Raw genomic sequence first — 20401 nt, 5'->3', positions numbered from 1 at the left:
CCAGGGCAGCTCCGGCCTCAGCCGCTGCCGGCTTGCGCCTCGCTCTTGCCTTCCAGCAATTTCCCAAGCCCTTCGCTAGCCACGAAGACGAGCCCCGCGAGCCCAGGTATGATGAGCCTGGTCTCGGAGAAATCCGCTATGAAAAAGACGAGCCCCACATGGATCAAACAAGCCGAACCGACCACGGCGATCGTCCGGGTCAAGGCAAACGTCCTCACGATCGCGATCGCGATCACAGGACTGGCGATCGCCACCACGAGCTTCATGGCTAGAAGATTGCCGACGAGCTTGCTGAAGTCGCCATTGGTGACCAGGAATGATCTGTAATCCGTTCCTGGATGCATCCAGATCAGCGTCTTTGGCACGGCCAGCGAGATGCCGACCAGCAAGGCGAACACGACCCACTCCTTCAATGTCGGCCATCGCCGCTCGAAAGCCGCCAGGGCCAGCAGCGAGAACGCCGAAGCGAACACGACATCGGTCCGCCCGAAACTGATGATCAGTCCGGAAATGATCGCGGCGGGATATCGCCGCGACGTCAGCAGAAAGAGCTGCCAGAACAAGCCGCCAGCAATGAAGACGGGACCCATGCGTCCCGGGTAGATCGCGATCTGGGTGTAGAACGCAAAAGTCAGCAAACAGAGCCACGTCGCAGTCGGCGAAAGAAGCAGCGTCGCCAGCGCAAAGACGGCGAGAAACGACAGAGAATCGAACAAATAGTTGGCGATGATGTGGGTGTGGAACGTCGAGCCGCCGTGGGTGCGATCGTCGCCGAATATCTGGACGTAGGCCTCGGTAATCTTGGCGAGCAACGGCCGCATGACGCCCTCGACGGCGTCCATATGGGCAAACTCGCGCTCGTGATCGAGGCTGAACTGCAGTTGCTCACGCAGCAGGTTGGCTTCGTGCGCAGTGATGGACAACGCAAGGCAGCAACTGACGAGCAGTCCCAGTGCGACCGGATTGAAGAAGCTCCGTCTCACCTTGAACAGGAGCAGCAGCGGAACGAGCGCGACGGCCACGTAGAAGGCTATTCCGGCGTACCGCAGCAGGCCCGGGAGATAACGGTCGGACACATTCACCCAATACCAGGTGATGACCAGGACGTTCGAGATGACCCAGAACCCCAGCACCAGGCGGAGGGATGGAGTCTTCATGTGATCGTCAAACTTCAGCAAGCGGCCAAGACCGCCGGACCATGACAGCATTGCCCCGTGCTCCGACACTCGACTTCCCTGATCAATGCTGGAGAATGCCGGCGAGGTTCATGTGCGCGGGCCGCGAGTGCTCGATGCCCAGCAACGTCCGCCGATTGTCGTTCGTGCGCTGCAAGTGCAGGCTCGCGAGCGTCATTCCGGTGCAAGTGGTAACTGTGGTCCCGCGGCCGCCGAACGGCTTGAGGAAGTCGAACACGCGACTGCCGAACATGTCGACGACCGACACCTCTCGCGCACCGAGCGGCGGAATCTCGCCGAAATCGCCCTCGATCTGCTCGCCGTCCTCGCGGATCAGCTTCGACGTCGGCCGCGCCGCATGAGCATATTCGGGATCGGAGGAATGATTGATCAGCATCACGCTGCTGACGATGTCGCTGGTCGCCATGATCTTCGGATTGATCCCGGTGAACCCGACATGCGCCTTGAGCCTGCCCTCGTTCAAGGGCCGGGCAAACGCGCCGGTGCGGTAGATCGCCACGTTGTCCTGATCGACATAGGTCATCGAATAGCTGGCAGGCGAGGAACGGAAGCCGTCCATGCGTCCGCGCGACATCACGGCGATGACCAGGTAATCGTGCTGTGGCAGCTTGAGCGAGGCGAAAAGGCGTGACAGCTCGATCTCGACGGAGGCGCCCGGCGCGTAGTTTTCCGGAAACTCGTAGGTCGCCCGGTACTCGCCGTCGCGCGACAGGATGTGCAGCTTGAACCTGAGCTTCTTGCTGAAGCCCGAGGCGACCAGGCTGGCGAGCTCGGGAACGAGATCCTTGACCGTTTCGCGAAAATTCTTGCGCAGGCTGCCGGCGACGAGGCTGCGGAGATACCTGATGTCGACCGGACGATACCAGGCAGGGATCGAAAAACCCATGCGCGACTCGACACCCGCGAAAGTCGGGAACATGAATCTGGGCTCGTAGGGCTTCCAGGGGCTGGACGAGAAACGTGTCACGGATGAGCCCCTAAAAATGGTGCAAGCTGAACTTGCCGTTGGCAAATTCATAATAGCTGAACGGACTTGCGATGTTGGTGCCCTTGAATTCCAGGGCGAAACCTTCGGCCGCACCGATCAGCCGTTCAGCGTCGGGGAAAAGGTCCAGCGTGCTGATGCGGATGGCGCCCATCGGCGCGATCTCCGGTATCTCGCGCTGGCCCAATGCCGTGCCGTCCAGCGCCATGAGCCGCGCCGTCCCCACCGAGACGCCCTCGGACGCCATGCAGGAGTTCACGAGCACCACGCCGGACTCCTTCAGGAATCGCGTGAGATAAGATTGCATCCAGGCGGAGGTCGGGAACGGCGCTGCTGCGACCGGTTCGCGCTCGTGCGACAACGTTATCGCACCGTGCTGCGAGAAATATTGTGCGTAATAGCCGGTCGTTACCTTGCGTCCGGGACGAAGCTTGGTCTCGTGCTTCGGGACCAGTGCCATCGCGACCGTTCCCGAAACGCGCGGACACAGCTCCGAGGTCTGCAATTGCAATTGTCCGTTGACGCCAAGTTCCCTGTGGAAATATCCAGCCGGCTTGCCCGCTCCGTCGAAGAGCCAGACATGAGCATCCACCTCGGGATGATCCTTCATGAAAACCGAGAAGTAGTTGAATGCGCAGACTTCCGTCGTGACGGTCTCGTCGTTGCGCAGATAGAGCACGGCGGGCGGATAGCCCCTTGCGACGGCCTCGCCAATCAGCAATTCACCGGGCATTCGACAAGACTCGGCGGGAGGGCAAGGGATCGGCACAGACCGAACCGGCCGGCGGCTTTGGACAAATCATACGCGATGTTCTTGCCCGCATGCTAAAACGTCGACGCGATTTCAGGGCCTGTTTACGCTGAGCCGACAGGAGAATCAACCGGGAACGGCGTCGCATCGAGCGGCTCGAAAGAGACGGCGCGCGCACCGTCGTCGTACTCAAGAGCAGCCAGTCTGCGCGGCCGCGTGGCAGCCGGACAACGCGTGGCAACCAGACAAGACGACGCTCCGCTTCCGGTACAGGTCCCCGCGATCCCGCCTGCCCTGGAATCCTTGCATTGCCGCGGCGGCTCCCGTATGACCGAATCCGGCTACGTGACCGGGTACCCGCCTGAAAACAGGCCGGAACATCGGCCTTTCCTGGATCCGCACCGTGCTTCAGCGACTGCTCCTCAGCATCACTCCAATCACGGCGTTCGTTCCGCCGGGGAAACGCTGACGTGCGCTGGCAAACAAAGGCGCGGGCGTTCTCGGTGCTGTCGAATATCCCCTGGGGCGAAGGCCTGCACTACGCCCTGCAGCGCTACGTCACACGCCGGCTACCGCGACCCGAGAAGCAGGTCAGATCCATCTACACCCTGGCGCAGCGGCTGCTGGCCGTTCACGAGAAGTACAGCCTGCGGCCACTGCAGGATTCGACCTGCTTCGAGTTCGGCGCCGGACGCGACCTGATCGTTCCGCTGGCTTTCAGCGCACACGGAGCCCGGCGCTTCATCACAGTCGACATCGAACGCCTGGCCAAGCTGGAGCTGATCCGCTCCAACGCCGCCATCGTTTCTCGACTGAGCGGCACTGACCACGCCGGCATAAATTCCCTGGAGGACCTCGAACCTTCGTGGAGGATCGACTATCGCGCACCGGCCGATGCCCGGACGACGGGCCTGCCCGCCGCCTCGATCGACTGCGCAGTCTCCGTCGAAACGCTCGAGCACATTCCCAAGCGCGACATCGCGGCAATCTTGAAGGAGCTGCGACGCATCATGCGTCCTGACGGACTGGTCCTCATGCAAATCGACTATGGCGACCATTTCAAAGGCTTCGATCCGTCCATCAGTTCATTCAACTTCCTGACATATTCCGAGGAGGATTGGGCACCCTTCCAGTCGCGCTTCCAATACGTCAATCGTCTGCGCCACAGCGAATATCTGCAGCTGTTCAGGGAGGCGGGGTTTCAACTGCTCAGCGACCAACCTGACCGCCGGCCGCCGGAGCAGCATATCCTGGAACGACTGGCGCCATGCTTCAGAGACTTCTCCGAAGAGGATTTGTTTACGCTCGGCTCGCTGATCGTCGGCCGCCCAGCCGACCTATCGATAGGACAGTGAAGATCGCCGTTTCCCGGTTGCTTGGCCGAAGCCCATTGTAGAGATCTCCCGATGTGGACGACCACATTTGTCCTGACGCTTCTGTTCTTCCTGATACAGCTCGGCACCGGCTTTTCGATTCTGACCATTGCGTCAACGAAATTCATCAAGGCGTGCCGGCTCACGAAGGCTCAGTTCGTCGTTCTCGGATTTACGGTTGGCGCCTCCACAACGGGCATCCTGCTCGGACTGCTCTCGCTATTCGTAAACGATATGTGGCTTCAGTTCGCCGCGATGCTTGCCCTCTCCGGCTTCGGCCTTGCCTGGTCATGGCCGAACTGGCGCCCGAGCTCCGGCGAGACAGGCGCGGTGGCCACTTGGTGCATCCTGGCGCTGCCGATTGCGCTCCTGACATGGTGGTGGTCCTTCGGCGCATTTTCCAGCTTTCCTTACGGGGACATCGGCGCGGATGTTCACTGGATGAAGACCGCGCAAGAGTACGCCGACAGTGGCGTCATCAATCCCTACGCGGCCCAATCCTATGTCGATCTTCGCTCAGCACTCGCAGGCTCCCTGGCAGGAACGCTCGGCCTGGATCTTCTGAGATTCAGCTGGACCTACCGCTTCTTCTCGATCCTGTTCTTCCTGCTGGCGTCCTATGCCTTCGTGCAGGGCATCTATTCCACATCTCAGCGAAAATGGATCGCCTTCTTCTTCGCCGCGGCCGGCAACGCGGTCGTCTTGATGACAAACGGCAGCCTGGCTGTCGCCAGCAGTGTCGTGTTTCTCGGCGTGCTGATGAGCAATTCGGAGCGGGACGCACACGATCTGTCGACGCGATCTGTCTTGCTGCTGACGGTTATCGCCGGCGCGACTCTTTTGCTCGCGTTCGCATTCAACAACAACACACTCGTACTTGCGTTGCTTATGGCCGGACTACTCGTGGTCAGAAGCCTGAGCAACACCGGAAAATATGCAGGGCTTGCCTTTCTTGGCTGGATCTGGCCGGCAACGCTGCTGCTTGCACATCGCGGCTCCTTCCTGTTCGTTCCAACCGTCCTGGCCAGTTGGCTTCTGTATCTTGCCATCGTGCGGATGATCTCCGCCTGGCCGTCCGCCAGCGTCGCGGCCCTGCGATTCTTGTCCTTCGCACTCCCCTTGATCATTGGCGGAATTGTCGTCTGCGTTGCGGGAATGCGCTTCGGCTACATTCCGCAGATGAGCGCCAACGACACGTTCTCCTCGATTACGGGCCTGATCCTGGGCAGACGGATCGAGGGCGGCGAAGAGCTGTTCCTGGGCTCCGGACCACAGGTCGCCACGATCGAGCTCGGCCGGGCGATGGGCCCGCTTTTCACCATCTGCATCACACTGGGCGTTGCATGGTGGTCGATGACCCGGCCTGTCTTCCGTGGTCCCTCGGGGGCGATCGGACCTCAAAGCGAAGGCTTCGTGACACTCGCGTGGTCCTGGATTGCCGGCTGCGGCCTGATGCTCGCCGTGCTCTCGGGCTTCCCCTTCTTGTATCGTATCAGCACGATCATAATGTCGCTGTTTACGATCACGGCCGCTGAGACTTTTTGTCAGTTGCTGATCGACTTCAACCCTTCCCGATATCGACGGGTCCTGGTTGCGGCAGCCGTCACACTGCTTGCAACCGTTCTTGTGGTTCTGGTCTACGCGTTTGCCTGGCGGGCCGACCTGCCTTTTGCCCGCTACCAGGCGTTCCTGCGACCGACGGAAATCGCAGGCATCGTGCTGCTCACGATACTCGCGCTGTCGACCCTCGCCCGGTCGAGACGGATCTACGTTTACGGCCTGGTGGGTGTCGTGGGATTGGGCGTGGCGGTCGACAAGATTGGCCTGTCCGGCATTGTCAGGAGCTACAGTTACGGCGCGCTTCCCGACCGTACTGCAGTCGTTTCACACTACAACGCCGACGATCTTGAAGTCGCTCGCTGGCTCCGCGACAATCTGCGAAAGGGGATCATTCTCTCGGACCCGTATACGATGGGCATCGTCCAGGCGGTCACGGGCGCTCCGGCCGCCTATCTGTTCTCCAATCTGGATACTGTGAACGAAGCTGTCGCGAAGCGGACAAAATCGGTGGTGCGCACGATGCTGCAGCCGGCCGAAGGACGTCAACGGCTTGAAGACGCTTGCAGCCTGATCGCGCCGCTGGTGGGAGCAATCAATTCGGAGACCTTCTTCCAGATGCGAAGGGCCGATGCTTTGGGCGGGATGATGCGATCCGTCCGCACCGTAACGGCACCGCTTCCGGAAACCGCGCAACCGTCTTCCGACGCAGGCGCCTCGGTGAGCCCGGAACTCTCGGGTGAGGAAGCCAAGTCCACGATCCAGAATATCCTGGAAGCGGGTGATAACGCCTGGAACCTGGTCGCGATCATCACGCCCCGCACGATCGCCTGGACACATCTCGCAGCCGACCAGCGCCTCAGCTATTTTCCTCCCGTCGAGCCGATTGAGCCTGCGATCATCGATGGGTTGCGCACCGGCCCGTTTCCAGTTCTGTTTTCCAACAGGCAGGCGGCCGTCGTTCGTATTCCCTGCTCGCGCTGATATGAAGTGGACCGGACATTGATCCTCGCATGGTCGCAGATTGGCGCTATGGCCCGCCAAACATGCTGTGAAAAGGGCACCTCATGTTGAGACAGGCCGCGATCCTCGTCGGCGGGCTGGGTACCCGGCTGGGTGAGCGCACGAAGCTGGTTCCCAAGCCGATGCTCGACGTCGGCGGACGGCCGTTTCTCGACACGCTGATCGACGAACTCGTGCGCTTTGGCGTGTTCGATGAAATACTCCTGCTCGCGGGCCACAAGGCGGAGATCGTTGAGACGCACTATGCCGCGGCGGTCCGGGGGCGGACGCGAATCGTCGTGTCGCGCGAGACCGCGCCGCTCGGCACCGGCGGCGCGCTCGTGCATGCGCGCGATCTGCTGCACGATCGCTTCCTGTTGCTCAACGGGGATTCCCTGTTCGACTTCAACCTGCTCGATCTGATCGCCCGCGCACATGACGGGCGCGTGCACATGGCATTGCGTGACGGCGTCGTCGGAGATCGCTACGGGCGCGTCGTCCTCGATGGTGACATGGTGCGAGACTTCATCGCCCCGGGTGCGGGTGCGACGGGACCGGTCAATGCCGGTATCTACGTCATCGACAAGTCCGTTCTCGACGGCATCGCGACGCTTCCCGCTTCGCTCGAGCAGGAGATATTCCCCGGCCTTGCCAAGTCCGGCGCACTGCGTGGCACGGCCTATCGCGGTTACTTTATCGACATCGGCATTCCCGACGATTTCGCGCGCGCCGATCGCGAATTGCGCCAGCAGCTGCGGCGGCCGGCCGTGTTCTTCGATCGCGACGGTGTGCTCAACCACGATTCCGGATACACGTTCGAGACACACAAGCTCGAGTGGATCGAGGGGGCATGCGAGGCCGTGAAGGCTGTCAACGATGCCGGCTATTTTGCCTTCGTCATCACCAATCAATCCGGCGTCGCACGCGGCTATTACGAGGAGCATCACGTGGTCACGCTGCACCGCTGGATGGCGGACCAGATGGCAGAGGTCGGCGCACATATCGATGCATTCGAATACTGCCCTGATCACCCCGACGGAACCGTCGCGCGCTACTGCCGCATCAGCGACCGCCGCAAGCCGGCGCCGGGCATGATCACCGATCTCGCCAGGCGCTTCCCGATCGACATGACACGCAGCATGGTGATCGGGGACAAGGAAAGCGACATGGAAGCCGCACAAGCGGCGGGCGTTGCGGGTCACCTGTTTGAAGGCGGGAATCTGGAGACGTTCGTGAAGCAGCGCCTGAGTCCGGCGGGCGAGGCTTAGGCGCGCCACGAAAACCGCTGCATCCCCGGGCATTTGGCAGCCCCCAGGCGCTGCTCTGTTGCGCGCAACCGCCAGTGTGCTATAGCGCCATCTTGTTGCGAATACTGGCTTAATCGCCTTTTGGGGTCCGGCATGGCAGATCTGAGGGACGCCCGCGTCCTCGTTACCGGCAGCGACGGCTTCATCGGCTCGCACGTCGTCGAGGAGCTGGTCAAGGCCGGCGCCCGCGTCAAGGCGATCGTGTATTACAACTCCTTCAACTCCTGGGGCTGGCTCGACACGATACCGGCCGACGTCATGAAGTCCGTCGAGGTGGTCGCCGGCGACATCCGCGATCCCCATTTCATGATCGCGGCCGCGAGCGGCTGCACCGACGTGCTGCATCTGGCCGCGCTGATCGCCATCCCGTTCTCCTATGTCGCGCCCGACTCCTATGTCGAGACCAACGTGCGCGGCACCGTGAACGTGCTCCAGGCCGCGCGCATGGCCGGGGTGCGCCGCTTCGTTCAGACCTCGACCAGCGAGGTCTACGGCACGGCGCAGACGGTTCCGATCAAGGAGAGCCACCCGCTGGTCGGGCAGTCTCCCTACTCGGCCTCGAAGATCGCCTCGGACCAGATGGCGCTGTCATTCCAGGCTTCGTTCGACATGCCCGTCGTGGTGATCCGCCCGTTCAACACCTTTGGTCCGCGGCAATCGGCGCGCGCAGTGATTCCGACCGTCATCAGCCAGATCGCGACCGGCAAGCGCAAGATCCGCCTCGGCGCCGTCAGCCCGACGCGCGATTTCTCGTTCGTCACCGACACCGCGCGCGGTCTGATCGCGGGCCTCACGGCGCCTGCGGAACAGGTCGTCGGCCAGACCATCAACCTCGGCAGCGGTTTCGAGATTTCGGTCGGCGCGACCGCGCAGATGATCGCCGACGTCATGGGGACGGCGATCGAAATCGAGACTGACGAAGCGCGTCTGCGTCCCGCCAATAGCGAGGTCGAGCGGCTCTGGGCCGACAATTCCAAGGCACGCCAGCAGCTCGGCTGGAGCCCGGAATTCGGCGGCATCGAGGGCATGCGCCGCGGCATGGTCAAGACGGTGAACTGGTTCACCAATCCTGCAAATCTCAGCCGCTACAAGGCTGACGTGTACAATGTCTGAGGCAATGGTGGACGGTCACGTGACGAGGACAGGCTTCAACCAGAAGACGATCGTCGATGCCGTGCGGCGCGCGGTGGGAACGCCGAACGGTATCCTCGGCCTGCACGAACCGGTGTTCGCCGGTAACGAGATCGCCTATCTCGAAGAGTGCATCAAAAGCACCTTCGTCTCCTCGGTCGGCCCCTTCGTCGATCGGTTCGAGCGCATGCTCGAGGAGGTCACCGGCGCCAAGCGCGCGGTCGCCGTCGTCAATGGCACAGCCGCGCTGCATGCCTGCTTCATCCTCGCCGGTGTCGAGCCCGGCGACGAGGTCATCTCACCAGCCCTGACCTTCATCGCAACGACAAACGCGATCGCCTATTGCGGCGCGACGCCGCATTTCGTCGACAGCTCGCTGGAGACGCTCGGCATGGACGCGCGCGCGCTCGCGGTGCGACTGGATGCGATCGCACAGAAGACTGAGACCGGCACCATCAACCGCGAGACCGGCCGCCGCATCGCCGCGATCTCGCCGATGCACACCTTCGGCCATCCCGTCGAGCTCGACGAGATTGCCGCGATCGCCCGCGACTGGGGCATCGCGCTGGTGGAGGATGCCGCGGAATCGCTGGGATCGACCTACAAAGGGCACGCGGTCGGATCGCAGGCACGCCTTGCAGCACTCAGCTTCAACGGCAACAAGATCGTCACCACCGGCGGCGGCGGTGCCATCCTGACCGATGACGAGGAGCTCGGCCGCCGCGCCAAGCACCTGACGACGACGGCAAAACTGCCGCACAAATGGGCCTTCGTCCACGACGAGATCGGCTTCAACTATCGCCTCCCGAACTTGAACGCGGCGCTCGGTTGCGCACAGCTCGAGCAGCTCGACGGCTTCCTGGCGAGCAAGCGCAAGCTCGCTGCTTCCTATCAACGGGCCTTTGCGGACGTTCCTGGCGTCCATTTCTCGCGCGAGCCGAAGGACACCACGAGCAATTACTGGCTGAACGCGATCCTGCTCGACGAGGAAAATGCCGGCCGCCGCGACGACGTCCTTGCCGCGCTCAACGACGCCGGCTTCGGCGCCCGCCCGGCCTGGACCCTGATGCACAAGCTGCCGATGTTCGCGCAAAGCCCCCGCGGCGATCTGTCCACCGCCGAATCCATCGAACGCCGGCTGATCAACCTGCCCAGTAGCGCCAGCATCAGGTCCCGGGATGAATAGTGGCGCGCGAAAGATCTGCTTCGTCACCGGCAGCCGCGCCGATTTCGGGCTGCTGGTCTGGCCGATGCGCGCGATCCGGGAAACGCCCGGCCTGGCACTTCAACTCGTCGCCACCGGCATGCATTTCGCACCAGAGTTCGGCTACACCTTCAACGCGATCCGCGACGAGGGGTTCGAGGTCGACGAGCGGGTCGAGACGCTGCTGAGCAGTGACACCGGCGCCGGCGTCGCGAAATCGGTCGGCCTCGGCGTCATCGGCTTCGCCGATACCTTCACAAGGCTACAGCCGGATCTCGTCGTCGTGCTCGGCGACCGCTTCGAAATGTTCGCCGCCGCGCAGGCCGCGATGTTCATGCGGCTGCCGATGGCGCATCTGTTCGGCGGAGACGTCACCGAAGGCGCGGTCGACGAGTCCATTCGCCACGCCATCAGCAAGATGTCGCACCTGCATTTCACCAGCAATCAGGGTTCGACGCAGCGGTTGATGCAGCTTGGCGAGCACCCCTCGCGTATCCATACCATCGGCTCGGTCGGCATCGACGCCATCAAGCATCTCGATCTGATGAATCGCGACGACATCGGCGGCGCGATCGGGATGCCGCTCGGAGAACGCAATGCGCTCGTCACGTTTCATCCCGTCACGGTCGAAGCCGGGCGCTCGGTCGCTGAACTGGATGAATTGTTCGCAGCCCTGTCGACGCTCGATCCCGCCTTTCGCTTCGTGTTCACGCTCGCCAACGCCGACGCCGAGGGCCGCGCCCTGAACGCCCGGATCGAGGCTTTCGCGGCCGGCCGGCCGAACACGATCGCGGTCGCCTCGCTCGGGCAGCTTCGCTATCTCAGCCTGATGAGCCAAGTGGATCTGGTGATCGGCAATTCCTCGAGCGGCGTGCTCGAAGCGCCCTCCTTCGGCGTTCCCACCGTCGATATCGGCGACCGCCAGAAGGGACGCGAGCGCGCGGCCTCGGTATTTCACGCAGCGCCCAAGCGCGGCGCCATTGCCGCCGCGATCGCAGCGGGGCTCGAGCGCGGCCGTCAAGCAACCGTCAATCCTTACGGCGACGGCGAATCCAGCCGACGATTCGCCGAAATCGTCGCCGGCATCCCGGATTTCAGGCAGCTTCTGGTCAAGGGCTTTTACGAGCTACCGCCAGGTGGGGCGCAGGCATGACAACGCACACGCTGATCATCGCAGAAGCCGGCGTCAATCACGACGGAAGCCTGGAGACGGCGCTGGCGCTGGTCGATGCCGCCGCGGATGCCGGCGCCGACATCGTCAAGTTCCAGACCTTCAATGCGAAGGCGCTGGCGGGCAGCGCGGCAAAGAAGGCCGACTATCAGCAGCGCACGACGGCTGCTGACGAAAGCCAGCTTGCCATGCTGGAACGGCTCGAATTGCCGCGGGCCGCGCATCACACGTTGATCGAACGCGCCAGGGAACGCGGCATCGAATTCCTGTCGACGCCGTTCGACGACGCTTCACTCGCCTTCCTGCTGTCGCTGAAACTGCCGCGCATCAAGATCGGATCGGGCGACCTCACCAATGCCCCGCTGCTGCATGCGGCCGCGAAGGCCGGCGCGACGCTGATCCTGTCGACCGGCATGGCAACGCTCGGCGAGATCGAGGAAGCACTGGGCGTGCTCGCCCATGGCTACGGCCTATCCGGCGGGCAACCCGGCATCGCCGCCTTCCGCGCGGCGTGGCGCGATCCGGCGGCGCGCACGGCGCTCGCACAGCACGTGAGCCTGCTCCATTGCACGACCGAATATCCCTGCCCCATCGGCGACGTGAACCTCGCGGCGATGGCGACGATGCGGTCTGCGTTCCAGCTTCCGGTCGGTTATTCCGATCACACCGACGGTTTCGAGGTTTCGGTGGCCGCCGTCGCGCTCGGCGCGACGGTCATCGAAAAGCACCTGACGCTCGACCGCAAGGCGCAAGGCCCCGATCACGCGGCCTCACTGGAGCCTGACGATTTCAAGCGCATGGTCGTGGCCATCCGCAACGTCGAGCGCGCGGTTGGCGACGGCGTGAAGACGCCAAAGGACTCCGAGATCAGGAACGTCCCTGTGGCGCGCAAGAGCATCGTTGCGGCGCGCGCGCTGAAGGCCGGCGAGACCATCGGCCCCGCCGACATCACCGCCAAGCGACCGGGCGCCGGCCGGCCACCGATCGACTACTGGTCGCTGGTCGGAACGGCCGCGCCCCGCGCGCTCGAGCCTGACGATCCGCTTTAACCTTGCGGCTTTGCCGGAACGCCGCGAAGGACGGACCCTGGCGGGCATGGACCCGTGACCACCGATCCCATCGCGACCAGCGTGTCGTTGCCGATCGCGATGTGGTCCCTGACCCGGCTGCCGAGACCAACGAAGCAATTCTCTCCGATCTTCGCGCCTCCGCCGACCACGGTTCCCGGCGACAGATGCGTGCAATCGCCGATCCGCACGTCATGCTCGACGACGACAGCGGAATTGATGATGCAGTGATCGCCGATCCGGCTTCGCGCATTGACGATCGCGCCCGGCATGATGACCGTGCCTGCGCCGATCGTGGCTGACGGCGAGATGATCGCGCGCGGATGGATCACGGACGCCCAGCGCTTGACCTGCATGCGGCCAATCATCTGCCGGCGTGCGGGCCCCGCCTGCATCGATCCGATTCCCAACACGAAGGCGGCATCCGGATACTCTGGCGCGGCCTCGTCGGTTCCGAGATAGCTGACGTCGGCGAGCGTGCCGGGCTGGCGATCGAGGAAGCCGACGACCTTGAACTGGCCGGACAACAGCGCCGCCTCGTAGACCATGACGGCATGCTCGCCGCCGCCGATGATGATGAGATCGTCCATCCCGATTCCCTTGCGCGGGGCAATCTTACCGGGGGTACCCCGGGTCTTCAAACCGTTGATTCGGGCCGCGAAATGCTTGGGTTAACAGGGCGGTTCAGGGGATGTCGTTGGGGTTGACGCCGCCTCTCGCAGCCGCGATATAGCAGGCTCAGCCGTGGGCCGCCCCCAATATCTGGCGTATACGAGGCAGATTGCCATGAAATCCTGGCGTAAGGCCGTCGTTGGAACGCAGGCGACCGTGGGCGAGGCCATTGCTGCCATCGAGAGCGGAAGCATTCAGATTGCGCTCGTGCTCGACGACCAGAACCGCCTGCTCGGCGTGGTCACCGACGGTGACGTGAGGCGCGGCCTGCTGCGCGGCATCCCGCTCACCGGACTTGCGACCGACATCATGAACCGTGCGCCGGTGTCGGCTCCAGCGACGCTGCCGCGCGAAGATCGCCTGCAGCTGATGCGGCAGAAGTCGATCAAGCAGCTTCCGCTCGTCGACGAGGGCGGCCATCTGGTCGTGGTCGAGACGCTCGATGAGCTGCTCGAACCGGCTCACTATCCGAACCCTGTCCTGATCATGGCGGGCGGGCTAGGCGAGCGCCTGGGCGCGCTGACACGCGATCTGCCGAAGCCGATGCTCAATGTCGGCGGCCGACCGCTGCTCGAGACGATCGTCCGCAACGTCGTGCAGCAGGGTTTTGGCAACATCTTCATCTCGGTCAACTACAAGGCCCAGACGATCAAGGACTACTTTGGCGACGGCGCCGCCTTCGGCGCCAATATCCAGTACGTCCACGAAACGGAACGACTGGGGACTGCAGGCGCGCTCGGGCTCTTCCGGGCGCCGCCGGCTCTGCCCATGATCGTCACCAACGGCGACATCCTCACCACGATCAACTACGGCGCCCTTCTCAACTTCCACAACGGAACGCCGGCGGAAGCGACGATGGCCGTGCGCGAGCACAAGGTGCACGTGCCCTATGGCGTGGTGTCCACGTCGGACGGTTTTCTCGATGCCATCCGCGAGAAGCCGACCGAGAGCTGGTTCGTCAGTGCCGGCATCTACGTGATCGGCCAGTCCGTCTTCAGCCATGTCGCGCCCGGCGTCAGCATCGACATGCCGACCGTGCTGGAGCGTGTCATCGCCGGCAAGGGGCGGGTTGCGGTCTATCCCATTCGCGAATACTGGCTCGATATCGGCCGCCTGGAGGATTTCGAGCAGGCGCATGCAGAGTTTCACGAGGTCTTCCCGTGACCTCGACAAAAGCCGTCGTGGTTGGCCTCGGCTCAATCGGCACGAGGCATGCGCGCATCCTGCGCGAGCTCGGCCTCGAGGTCGCGACCGTCAGCCGCCGCGAAGGCGGCGACTACGGATCGATCACGCAGGCCGTCGCGACGGCGCATCCGGACTACGTGGTGATCGCCACCGAAACTGCGCGCCATGCGGACGATCTGAAAGAGCTCGCGCAAGCCGGCTTCCATGGCAAAGTCCTCGTCGAAAAGCCGCTGTTCGCGACACCGACGCCGCCTCCGAAATATCCGTTTGCCCATGTCAGCGTCGGCTACAATCTGCGCTTCCACCCGGTGATGACGGCGCTGGCCGAAAGACTGCGCGGGCGCGACGTGATCACGGTCGCCGCCTATGTCGGCCAGGACATCAGGGACTGGAGGCCCGGCCGGGATCATCGCGCGACCGCATCCGCCACGGTCGATGCCGGAGGCGGCGTGCTGCGCGATCTCAGTCACGAACTGGACTACCTCCTGTGGCTGTTCGGTCCGTGGCATCGCGTCGCGGCCCTCGGCGGCGCGTCCGGCGCGCGCGATATCGACGTCGACGACCACCTCGACCTGCTGCTCGACATGCAGCGGGCGCCATCGGTCCACGTCCACATGGACTATCTCGACCGCCAGGGCATTCGCCGCATTCGCGTCAATGTCGACGACGACACCATCGAGGCCGATCTCGTCGGCAGCCGCCTTGCGATCAACGGCAAGGCAACGGAGATCGCAAGCGACCGCGACCAGAGCTATCGCGACATGCATGGCGCGGCGATGCGTGGCGCGAGCCCGGCTTGCTCGCTGCCCGAAGCGCTCGGCGTCGTGCATCTGATCGACGCCAGCGAGCGTGCTCTGCGCACCAAGACCTGGATATCGCCATGACCTGGATATCGCCATGAGCGCCCTCTGCACCATCTGCGCGCGGGGTGGCTCGAAAGGGGTCGTCGGCAAGAATGCGCGCGATCTGCTGGGCAGGCCTTTGCTCGCCTGGAGCATCGCGCAGGCGCGCGAGACCGGCCTGTTCGATGCAATCGCGTTCAGCAGCGATTCGGACGCGCTGCTCGAGGCAGCCCTGAAGGCCGGCGCCGACATCGCGGTCAAACGTCCGGACGAGATGGCGACCGATACCGCCCCGAAACTGCCGGCGATCCGTCACTGTCTGGAGCAGGCCATCGCACAAACGGGCCGGACGCCGGAGATCTTCGTCGATCTCGACGTCACCTCGCCGCTCCGCCTGGCCTCCGACATCACTGGCGCCGTCGCGCTGCTGCGCGAAAGCGGCACACGCAATGTCATTACCGGGGCACCGGCGCGACGCTCGCCCTATTTCAACCTGGTCGAGCAGCGCACCGATGGCAGCGTCCGCCTCTCCAAAACCGCCGATCCTCCGATCACGCGCCGGCAGGATGCGCCGCGCTGCTTCGACATGAACGCGTCGATCTATGTCTGGCGCGTCGCGCCCTTCCTGGAGCAGCCTGCGGTGTTCTATCCCGATACGCGCCTGTTCGAAATGCCGGAAGAACGCTCGATCGACATCGATTCCGATCTCGATTTTACCCTGGTGGAACTGCTACTGCGCCAACGACTGCCGGCCTGAGGAGCCTCAAGCGATGACCACGAGCTTCAAGGCTCTGTTCGATCTGACCGGCCGAACCGCCGTCGTCACCGGGGGATGCGGCATCCTCGGACGTCGCTTCGCCGAGGGCCTTGCCGAGTTTGGCGCCAATGTCGCGATCGTCGATCTCGATCAGGCCGCGACCGATGCTGCGGCAACCGACGTCGCCTCGCGCCATGCCGTGCGCGCCAAAGGCTATGGCTGCGACATCACCGAGCCAGGTTCCGTCCGCAACGCAGCCGATGCGATCGAAGCGGACCTCGGACCGGTCTCGATCCTGCTCAACAACGCCGCGAGCAAGACCCGCGATGTCGACGCCTTCTTTGCACCCGTCGAGAAGTTTTCGCTGGACACCTGGCGGGAGATCATGGCGGTCAATCTCGACGGCATGTTCAACATCGCGCAAGTGTTCGGCGGCCGAATGGCCGAGCGTGGCTACGGCGCTATCGTGCAGACCGCCTCGATCTACGGCTTGATGGCGCCCGACCAGCGCATCTACGAAGGCTCCGAATATCTCGGCCGCGCCATCAATACGCCCGCGGTCTACACCGCCTCCAAAGCCGGCGTCATCGGCCTGACCAAGCACCTGGCGACCTACTGGGCGGCGAAGGGCGTTCGCGTCAACACCCTCACCCCGGGCGGGGTGGAGAGCGGACAGAACGACACCTTCAAGGCGCGCTATGGTGCCCGCATCCCGCTCGGCCGCATGGCTCGCGCCGACGAGATGGTGGGGACGATGCTGTTCCTGGTGTCGGATGCCGCGTCCTACGTGACTGGCCAGAACATCGCCGTCGACGGCGGCCTGAGCGCCTGGTAGCAAAACATCAATGATCAAGCGCCTGATCCAGAACACGGTGATTTCGGCGCTTGCCTTCGGTGTGGCCGCCCTGCTGGGCCTTGCGGTCATTCCACTGATCATCGGGACCTGGGGGGTGACCGAGTTCGGCCTCATCGTCATCTCGCGGCTGCTGCTTCCCAGCGGCATGATGGCGGTGCTGGACCTCGGCCTGTCCGAGGTCGCCACCCAGGTCGTCGCGCGTGCGCGAGAGCACCGCAATTGGACGCAGGCCAGCCGCCAGATCGCCTTCTTGGGGGTGGTCTCCTTCGCTCTCACCCTGATCCTGAGCGCCGCCATTTGGTTCGCGACGCCGCTGTTCGTCATCGCGATGAAGGTTGACGCCGCACATGTCGAGACGTTCACCCGGATCATGCACTACACGGCCCTCGCGAATCTGATCTTCGTTCCGGCGCTGGTGTGGGAAGGTACCGTCAAAGGCTTCGAGCGCTACAACCTGCTCCGCGTTGCGGAAGTCACGTCAACGGCGGCCTATGTCGGCCTGACATTCGCAGCCTCGTGGGCGGCGACAGGCTTTGAAGTGGTCGCCTACATCTATCTCGCCACGCTGGTGGCCCGCGCCGTCGTCATTGGAATTGCCGCGTTCGTCGCCCTGCGGCACAAGCACGTGCGATTGCTGCCGTGGACCCCGGACATCCGGCAGGATATTCTGCACCGCTGCCTGCTGCTCCTGCAGGGCAAGCTGATGGGCGGCATTTCCGGGCCGCTTCAGCCGTTCCTGATCGGATTGCTGTTCGGTCCCAAGGCGGTCGGCACCTACGACGCGCTGGTGCGATTGTCGCGGGTTTCCAAAGTCGTTGTCAGCCTTCTGACATCCGCCTTGCTTCCCGTTGCCAGCCGCCTCGACGAGCGCGGCAGCGCGGCGTCGTTCCAGCGCCTCGGCGACCTCGGCCTCGTCATGATGCCGATGTTCGTGGTGCCGCCGCTTGCCGCGACCGCGATCCTCTCGCCGGAGATCATGAATATCTGGATCGGTCCCCTCCTTGCGCCCTATGCGTTCTGGATGGGCCTGAGCTTCCTGGTTCCGATCTGCAGCCAATATGTGGCGATCGGCAGCCTGATCTTCCTGACGCGGCCCGAGGTGCAGTCCAGGCTCAACAGGCTGATAGCCGTTCAGCTTCTGATCTGGGCGGCAGTCTCCGCCGCGACATTGCACCTGTTCGCGGAACGCGCCCTGATACTCGGCCAGGTCATCGGCAGCATCCTCATCCTGCCCCTGCAGCTGGGAGAGTTGCGCGGTGCACTCGAACTCGACCGCAATCGCTTCGCGAAGGTGATCGGAACCCAGTTCGCAATCCTTGTCCTGGCAAGCATTTTTCTAGCAACAATTGCAGGTTACATTTGGTTCGACAGCGTGCTAAAGCTCGCGCTCGGTTCCATGGTTTTCTGTCTGATTACCTGGACGCTCCAATACTTCCTCGTGCTTGAAAAGCGGCACCGGACTGTATTTCCAGCCGTCGGACAGCTGATGGGACTGACATCCAAAAGCAGTTGAATGAACATCCACGCGACAGACACGAAAGCCGTCACTTCAGGTTTCGCTCCGGCGTCGTTGTCGGACAAGGCGACGACTTATGCGCTGGATGCGGCAAGGAGCATTGGCCGTTTCGCGATGCGCCGCGTCAAACGCACGGCGGACGTCGTTGATTCCGAGTACAATCTGTTGCATTGGCAGCGAACGCTGTCGGAAAAGGCCTGGACGAAGGCCTCGAGCATCGAAGAATTCCTGATCCCGAAGAATCCCGCGCGGGGTCTTCGCAAGGTCGACAATCAGATCTGCAGGGTCGCGGCCGACGACTATTATCGCTATCGCGCCAGGGCTCTCGGCGAACTGCTTGCGCGGCACACCGACGGCACCACGGAGATCGTCGAGCTCGGCGCGGGCTGCGGCATCAACCTGCTGTCGCTTCACCTCAACCATCCCGACTGGCGGCTGCGCGGGTTCGACATCGCGCCGAACGGCATCGCTGCGGGCCGCGAGATCGCGGCGCATTATGGCCTGTCGGACCGGATGTCGCTCGACAGGATTGACCTGACCGACGGCAACGACCCGAACTACGCGGCGATCCGGGACAAGGTCGTTTTCACCTACTTCTGCATCGAGCAGATTCCTTATGACGTGCACAAGGTGGTGGATAACATCATTGCTGCGCGGCCGAAACGCGTCATCAACATCGAGCCGACGACGGAGCTGCTGAACCTCGCAAGTCCGCGAGACATCGTCAGCTTCCTGTACATCCGCTCGGTCGACTACCAAACGCAGCTGTTCTCGACGCTCGACGATTACGAGCGACAGGGCCGCGTCCGCGTCTTGGCTCGCGAACGCATGCCGTTCGCGCCGACGATCCACAATGATGGTTTTTTGTATTGCTGGGAGCCCACATGACAACCGTCGACACGACGGCTGATCGGCCTGCCCCGAAGAAGGCGAAGATCAGCCAGTTCCGCCGCCTGCTGTGGCACGTCAACCGCACCGATCTCGGATGGGTGCTGAAGGCGGCTCTGACCAGCCTGCAATTGCCGGCCCGCGCCAAGCGTATCGCGCTGCTTAACCAGCTTCCGACCAAGCCGGAATGGGCCGAGGCCAGCCGCAAGCTCGACGAGGACGGCTACGTCGACGTGTCCGCGATCGTCGATCGCAGCCTCGCGGAAGCCGTCGCATCGTTCGCCGACGGCAAGGTGAACCGCCTCCAGGAGCTGGTCGGCCGGCAGAAGGAAGGGCACAAATCGTTCTGGGTCAGCCTGCTGGACGAGGATCTCGTCAACGGCGCCTTTGCCACCGACCATCCGTTCGTGCGCTACGCCTTGCAGCCGGCTGCGCTGCGCATCATCGGCGACTTCATGCACGACCTGCCGCAATTGTCGGACGTGGTGCTGACGTTGTCGCAACCGACACCGAACCAGGCGTTGAGCTTCTCCCAGCTGTGGCATCTCGACCACGACGACAAGCGCGTCTGCAAGCTCTTCATCTATCTGACCGACGTGCAGGACACCGCCGACGGTCCGTTCACCTTCATCCCGGCCGGACCATCGAAGGCGTTCCGCAACTCGCTCAAGAGCCACATGAGCGATGCGCAGGTGTTCGCCAAGACCGGTCCCGACGCGGTCAAGGAAATGATCGCGCCCCGCCTGTCTTCCTTCATCGTCAACACGGCACGCTGCCTGCACATGGGAAGCCGGATCCAGTCGGATCACAGCCGCCTGCTGTACACGGCGACCTACATCCAGCAGCCGCGCATCTTTCCCGAACCGCCGGCGCGTTTCCGCGCAGTCGGAGCCCTGACGGACCTCGAGCGCACCGTGATGCGGCTCTGACACGGACCTGCC

Annotated in this window: 18 protein-coding genes; 14 read left to right on the top strand and 4 right to left on the bottom strand. The window is 63.4% G+C overall.

Going from position 1 to position 20401, the window contains the following annotated elements:
- Positions 1–17 precede the first annotated feature (17 nt).
- The 3 genes from AABA84_RS11850 to AABA84_RS11840 form a co-directional block, all read right to left on the bottom strand.
- Positions 18–1157: a hypothetical protein gene (locus tag AABA84_RS11850; protein ID WP_338312139.1), complete on the bottom strand. Its 1140-nt coding sequence runs from the start codon at positions 1155–1157 to the stop codon at positions 18–20.
- Positions 1158–1239: 82 nt separating this feature from the next.
- Entirely contained in the window at positions 1240–2082 is an 843-nt protein-coding gene (locus AABA84_RS11845; protein ID WP_338312138.1) for a hypothetical protein, read from the bottom strand.
- A 91-nt stretch (positions 2083–2173) separates the two neighbouring features.
- Positions 2174–2914: a hypothetical protein gene (locus AABA84_RS11840; protein WP_212250685.1), complete on the bottom strand. Its 741-nt coding sequence runs from the start codon at positions 2912–2914 to the stop codon at positions 2174–2176.
- 488 nt (positions 2915–3402) lie between these two features.
- Between AABA84_RS11840 and AABA84_RS11835 the strand changes: the two genes are divergently transcribed.
- The 7 genes from AABA84_RS11835 (at position 3403) to neuB (ending at position 12726) form a co-directional block, all read left to right on the top strand.
- A complete protein-coding gene (locus tag AABA84_RS11835; protein WP_212250687.1) occupies positions 3403–4287 on the top strand; it encodes a class I SAM-dependent methyltransferase in 885 nt (294 codons plus the stop codon).
- A gap of 51 nt (positions 4288–4338) precedes the next feature.
- A complete protein-coding gene (locus AABA84_RS11830) occupies positions 4339–6846 on the top strand; it encodes a hypothetical protein (RefSeq protein WP_338312137.1) in 2508 nt (835 codons plus the stop codon).
- Between the two features lie 83 nt (positions 6847–6929).
- Positions 6930–8132: an HAD-IIIA family hydrolase gene (locus tag AABA84_RS11825; protein ID WP_338312136.1), complete on the top strand. Its 1203-nt coding sequence runs from the start codon at positions 6930–6932 to the stop codon at positions 8130–8132.
- A gap of 132 nt (positions 8133–8264) precedes the next feature.
- A complete protein-coding gene (locus AABA84_RS11820; protein ID WP_212250690.1) occupies positions 8265–9284 on the top strand; it encodes an NAD-dependent 4,6-dehydratase LegB in 1020 nt (339 codons plus the stop codon).
- A 19-nt stretch (positions 9285–9303) separates the two neighbouring features.
- A complete protein-coding gene (locus AABA84_RS11815) occupies positions 9304–10488 on the top strand; it encodes a LegC family aminotransferase (RefSeq protein WP_338312135.1) in 1185 nt (394 codons plus the stop codon).
- Positions 10481–11659: a UDP-N-acetylglucosamine 2-epimerase gene (neuC, locus tag AABA84_RS11810; protein ID WP_338312134.1), complete on the top strand. Its 1179-nt coding sequence runs from the start codon at positions 10481–10483 to the stop codon at positions 11657–11659. Before AABA84_RS11815 ends, neuC begins: the two co-directional genes overlap by 8 nt.
- On the top strand, positions 11656–12726 hold the full coding sequence (neuB, locus tag AABA84_RS11805) for an N-acetylneuraminate synthase (RefSeq protein ID WP_338312133.1): 1071 nt from the start codon (positions 11656–11658) through the stop codon (positions 12724–12726). Before neuC ends, neuB begins: the two co-directional genes overlap by 4 nt.
- Here the strand turns inward: neuB and AABA84_RS11800 are convergent.
- On the bottom strand, positions 12723–13334 hold the full coding sequence (locus AABA84_RS11800) for an acetyltransferase (RefSeq protein ID WP_338312132.1): 612 nt from the start codon (positions 13332–13334) through the stop codon (positions 12723–12725). The two genes, neuB and AABA84_RS11800, sit on opposite strands and share 4 nt — an antisense overlap.
- A gap of 196 nt (positions 13335–13530) precedes the next feature.
- On the opposite strand from AABA84_RS11800, the gene AABA84_RS11795 reads away from it, so the two are divergent.
- From AABA84_RS11795 to AABA84_RS11765, 7 genes are read left to right on the top strand one after another with little or no spacing between them, the layout of a single operon-like run.
- A complete protein-coding gene (locus tag AABA84_RS11795; protein ID WP_338312131.1) occupies positions 13531–14580 on the top strand; it encodes a nucleotidyltransferase family protein in 1050 nt (349 codons plus the stop codon).
- A complete protein-coding gene (locus AABA84_RS11790; protein ID WP_338312130.1) occupies positions 14577–15485 on the top strand; it encodes a Gfo/Idh/MocA family protein in 909 nt (302 codons plus the stop codon). Before AABA84_RS11795 ends, AABA84_RS11790 begins: the two co-directional genes overlap by 4 nt.
- Positions 15486–15498: 13 nt before the next feature.
- Positions 15499–16200 (top strand): acylneuraminate cytidylyltransferase family protein, encoded by a 702-nt coding sequence (locus AABA84_RS11785; protein WP_212250698.1) that lies wholly within the window; start codon positions 15499–15501, stop codon positions 16198–16200.
- Between the two features lie 13 nt (positions 16201–16213).
- On the top strand, positions 16214–17035 hold the full coding sequence (locus AABA84_RS11780; RefSeq protein ID WP_212250699.1) for an SDR family oxidoreductase: 822 nt from the start codon (positions 16214–16216) through the stop codon (positions 17033–17035).
- A gap of 10 nt (positions 17036–17045) precedes the next feature.
- Positions 17046–18569, top strand: a complete 1524-nt coding sequence (locus AABA84_RS11775) for a hypothetical protein (protein WP_338312129.1) — start codon at positions 17046–17048, stop codon at positions 18567–18569.
- Positions 18570–19460 (top strand): class I SAM-dependent methyltransferase, encoded by an 891-nt coding sequence (locus AABA84_RS11770; RefSeq protein WP_338312128.1) that lies wholly within the window; start codon positions 18570–18572, stop codon positions 19458–19460. It begins immediately after the preceding gene.
- Positions 19457–20389, top strand: a complete 933-nt coding sequence (locus AABA84_RS11765) for a hypothetical protein (RefSeq protein WP_212250702.1) — start codon at positions 19457–19459, stop codon at positions 20387–20389. Before AABA84_RS11770 ends, AABA84_RS11765 begins: the two co-directional genes overlap by 4 nt.
- Positions 20390–20401: the final 12 nt, after the last annotated feature.

The sequence above is a fragment of the Bradyrhizobium sp. TM239 genome, from assembly GCF_036247985.1.
In the GTDB taxonomy this organism is placed as follows: domain Bacteria; phylum Pseudomonadota; class Alphaproteobacteria; order Rhizobiales; family Xanthobacteraceae; genus Bradyrhizobium; species Bradyrhizobium ottawaense.
Note: the sequence above shows the minus strand (reverse complement) of the source record. Positions and strands in the feature narration are given on the sequence as shown.

What these genes read in the sequence shown, in the direction of transcription:
- AABA84_RS11850 (WP_338312139.1), bottom strand. Translation starts at nt 1,157, where the DNA reads ATGAAGACTCCATCCCTCCGCCTGGTGCTGGGGTTCTGGGTCATCTCG.
- AABA84_RS11845 (WP_338312138.1), bottom strand. Translation starts at nt 2,082, where the DNA reads ATGGGTTTTTCGATCCCTGCCTGGTATCGTCCGGTCGACATCAGGTAT.
- AABA84_RS11840 (WP_212250685.1), bottom strand. Translation starts at nt 2,914, where the DNA reads ATGCCCGGTGAATTGCTGATTGGCGAGGCCGTCGCAAGGGGCTATCCG.
- AABA84_RS11830 (WP_338312137.1), top strand. Translation starts at nt 4,339, where the DNA reads ATGTGGACGACCACATTTGTCCTGACGCTTCTGTTCTTCCTGATACAG.
- AABA84_RS11825 (WP_338312136.1), top strand. Translation starts at nt 6,930, where the DNA reads ATGTTGAGACAGGCCGCGATCCTCGTCGGCGGGCTGGGTACCCGGCTG.
- AABA84_RS11820 (WP_212250690.1), top strand. Translation starts at nt 8,265, where the DNA reads ATGGCAGATCTGAGGGACGCCCGCGTCCTCGTTACCGGCAGCGACGGC.
- neuC (WP_338312134.1), top strand. Translation starts at nt 10,481, where the DNA reads ATGAATAGTGGCGCGCGAAAGATCTGCTTCGTCACCGGCAGCCGCGCC.
- neuB (WP_338312133.1), top strand. Translation starts at nt 11,656, where the DNA reads ATGACAACGCACACGCTGATCATCGCAGAAGCCGGCGTCAATCACGAC.
- AABA84_RS11800 (WP_338312132.1), bottom strand. Translation starts at nt 13,334, where the DNA reads ATGGACGATCTCATCATCATCGGCGGCGGCGAGCATGCCGTCATGGTC.
- AABA84_RS11795 (WP_338312131.1), top strand. Translation starts at nt 13,531, where the DNA reads ATGAAATCCTGGCGTAAGGCCGTCGTTGGAACGCAGGCGACCGTGGGC.
- AABA84_RS11785 (WP_212250698.1), top strand. Translation starts at nt 15,499, where the DNA reads ATGAGCGCCCTCTGCACCATCTGCGCGCGGGGTGGCTCGAAAGGGGTC.
- AABA84_RS11780 (WP_212250699.1), top strand. Translation starts at nt 16,214, where the DNA reads ATGACCACGAGCTTCAAGGCTCTGTTCGATCTGACCGGCCGAACCGCC.
- AABA84_RS11775 (WP_338312129.1), top strand. Translation starts at nt 17,046, where the DNA reads ATGATCAAGCGCCTGATCCAGAACACGGTGATTTCGGCGCTTGCCTTC.
- AABA84_RS11770 (WP_338312128.1), top strand. Translation starts at nt 18,570, where the DNA reads ATGAACATCCACGCGACAGACACGAAAGCCGTCACTTCAGGTTTCGCT.
- AABA84_RS11765 (WP_212250702.1), top strand. Translation starts at nt 19,457, where the DNA reads ATGACAACCGTCGACACGACGGCTGATCGGCCTGCCCCGAAGAAGGCG.